The sequence below is a fragment of the Flavobacteriales bacterium genome, assembly GCA_019694795.1.
Taxonomy (GTDB): Bacteria; Bacteroidota; Bacteroidia; order Flavobacteriales_D; family UBA2798; genus UBA2798.
In genome coordinates, this window is the sequence record JAIBBF010000123.1 from 1 (window position 1) to 2,687 (window position 2,687).

Below are 2,687 nucleotides of genomic sequence, written 5' to 3' on the forward strand. Positions count from 1 at the left end.
TATTAATCCTTCTGGCACTTGTTCTGATCTTCAACTGGATTACACCTGTTTTGGTGATGGATGGGATGTTTATGGACGGACAACAATATTCCAATGTGGCCATGAATATGGCAGAAGGGAAAGGGAGCTTTTGGAAACCGGTGTTAACCGATACCTGGATTAAAGCAGAACGCACCGAATTTACCGAACATCCTCCAATGGGATTTTTTCTTCAATCACTCATGTTCCGTTTATTAGGGAATGGATTTTTTACGGAACGGATTTTTTTCTTTCTCTGTTTAATTCTTGCAATTACACTCATTATCCTACATTGGAAATTTTTCGAAAAAGAAGGCAGAATGAAACAAGGTTATGCAGCCTTACCGGTGGTTTTATTTCTGTTGATTCCTGTTAGTAACTGGGCTTTTTCGAATGGCGTTTTGGAAATAGAAATGACTTTGTTTACGCTGAGCGCTTCTTTGTTTTTTCTTTATTCAACCCTTGCACATTCCTACACTAAATACTTCTGGCTAATTCTAAGTTCACTGGCAGTGGGGATAGCATTTCTGGTAAAGGGAGTCCCTGGTTTATTTCCATTATCCTTGCCTCTCATTTACCGCTTTACCATAGGTAAAAAAAATCACACGTGGGTGATGGATACGATGGTAATGTTACTTGTTTTTTCACTCTTGATTGCAATTCTGTTATGGGGAGAAACTTCAGGCGATGCATTAATGTTTTATTTGAAAAACCGTTTGTTGTACCGGATCAACGAAGAACCTACCGTAGAGAATCATTTTTTTATTTTAGAGCGATTGCTCATTGAATTATTAATTCCAATTGCTTGTTCACTGTGGTTTCTGCGCTATCGTTTAATGAAAAAAAGAGATGCGCTGAGTTTTAATTCCATCTATAGCTATTTCTTCCTCATTGGATTCGCTGCATCACTTCCTTTACTTATCACAGCGGTGCAAAGGGGATTTTACCTCGTACCTGCATTTCCATTTTTTGCATTAGCCCTTGGTGCTGTTATTGCCGATTCGTTTGCGGACTGGTTTTCCGGATTAAAGATTATCGTTTATAAAATTGCTTTCGGTTTATTACTAGTCGCTGGAGGACTGGGGATATACCGCAGCATTTCAAATGTCAAATTGCCTTCGCGCGACGTAGACGAATTATTGTTTTGCGAACAAATAAAAAATGTTGTACCACCCGGAGAAATTGTTGCATTGAGTCCTTCCTTATACGATAACTGGAGTCTGCAGATGTACCTGTATCGTAAACTGCATATCAGCTGCGATGCAAAGTTTCAGCGTACCTATTTAATTGCACCGATTTCTGAAAAGGCGGATTTAGAGACCAAAAGCGATAGGGTAGTCGTAATTCATGAAAATCCATCCTTTGTGCTGTTTCAGCAAGTATTTGCGCCTATCAGGTAGTGTAGTGGCCACTTCCATTGCGTAAGTGCTCAAATCCGATTATTATTTGCTGTATATTCTTTTCTGTTGACTCCTATTTTTGTATTATTGAAAAAAGTCAGATATGAGAGCTCTATTTTTCTCCCTGTTCCTCATTGGTCTATTGAGCGCCTGCTCCGAAGCTCCAGAGGTAAAAAAAGCGATTGAGTCAGGTAAACTCGATGAAAAGGATATTTATTCGATGGAGATTGTTCAGCCCTTTACGGAAGCAGTTCCTGATTCGGTGCGTGAAGAGTCGCGAAAAATATTTTTGAATGCCATTGATGTGTACCGGAATAAAAAATCGCCCGATAAAGCCATTGCTGAGTTTAAGAAAGCCATTGTGATGTGTCCCGATGCAAAATCCTATTATGAATTAGGAAATGCATTAATGGATATCAAAAATTATTCGGAGGCAATCAGCTCGTACCACATGGCCGAGAAAATGGATTATAATCCGATTTCCAAAGTACTTTACAATCTTGCTTGTGCATATTCCCTTTCGGAAAATGGAGATGAGGCATTAAAATACGTTCGTCTTTGTATCGAAAATGGTTATTCCAACACCAAGCACTTGTTAAGTGATGAAGATCTCGCATTCGCGCGGAAATTGCCCGATTTTAACAGTGTGTATGAAGATGCTATGAGCGGAATTTCCTCTTCCGAATCGGCATTGTTCGATTTGTATGCAATGAGTTTTGAGCAGGCTTCATTCCCACTTACGTCAACGCCGGATGAAACACAAAGTATCCGGTTGGTCAATTCCATTGCTTACGATTATGAGCCTTTTGTCCCACAAATGGTAAACCCGAATTTTAGTCGCGAAGTTGGTGATGAATTTTACTACCTGGCTAAAATTGCAGAAACCGATCATTTTACTGCATTACTTTATGCCGGTGTGCAAGTGATGTATGAACAACCTCCGGTATATCATATTCTCGCAACTTACGATAAGGATGGTAAGGTGATTGACAAACTCGAAATTGGGGGCTATCATTATTACGATGATCCGATTCGTGCCTATACGATTACCGAAGATTTAGCCATTGAGGTGAAAGAATATGAAACCGTATTCGAAAAAGATGTAAAAGAATTTGGTTATGAGAATAATCCGATATCTGCCACGCAGGTATTGAATACGCGAAAATTTAAAATCACCGATAAAGGTGTTATCAAACAAACATCCGGCGATCCCATTGCATTCCGGTGGATGGGTAAATCCTATGGTTTATAAAACGACAAAAGGCTGTT

The 2,687-nt window shown here is 39.4% G+C and carries 2 protein-coding genes; both read left to right on the forward strand.

The features are described from left to right. A partial coding sequence (locus K1X56_15175) for a glycosyltransferase family 39 protein (GenBank protein MBX7096061.1) occupies window positions 1-1,418 on the forward strand: 1,418 nt, incomplete at its 5' end. 103 nt (window positions 1,419-1,521) lie between these two features. After that, window positions 1,522-2,670 (forward strand): hypothetical protein, encoded by a 1,149-nt coding sequence (locus tag K1X56_15180; protein MBX7096062.1) that lies wholly within the window; start codon window positions 1,522-1,524, stop codon window positions 2,668-2,670. The last annotated feature ends 17 nt before the right edge of the window (window positions 2,671-2,687 follow it).

Bases quoted from the DNA above. Each gene is read 5' to 3' on its own strand.
- K1X56_15180 (MBX7096062.1), top strand. From the start codon at position 1,522: ATGAGAGCTCTATTTTTCTCCCTGTTCCTCATTGGTCTATTGAGCGCC.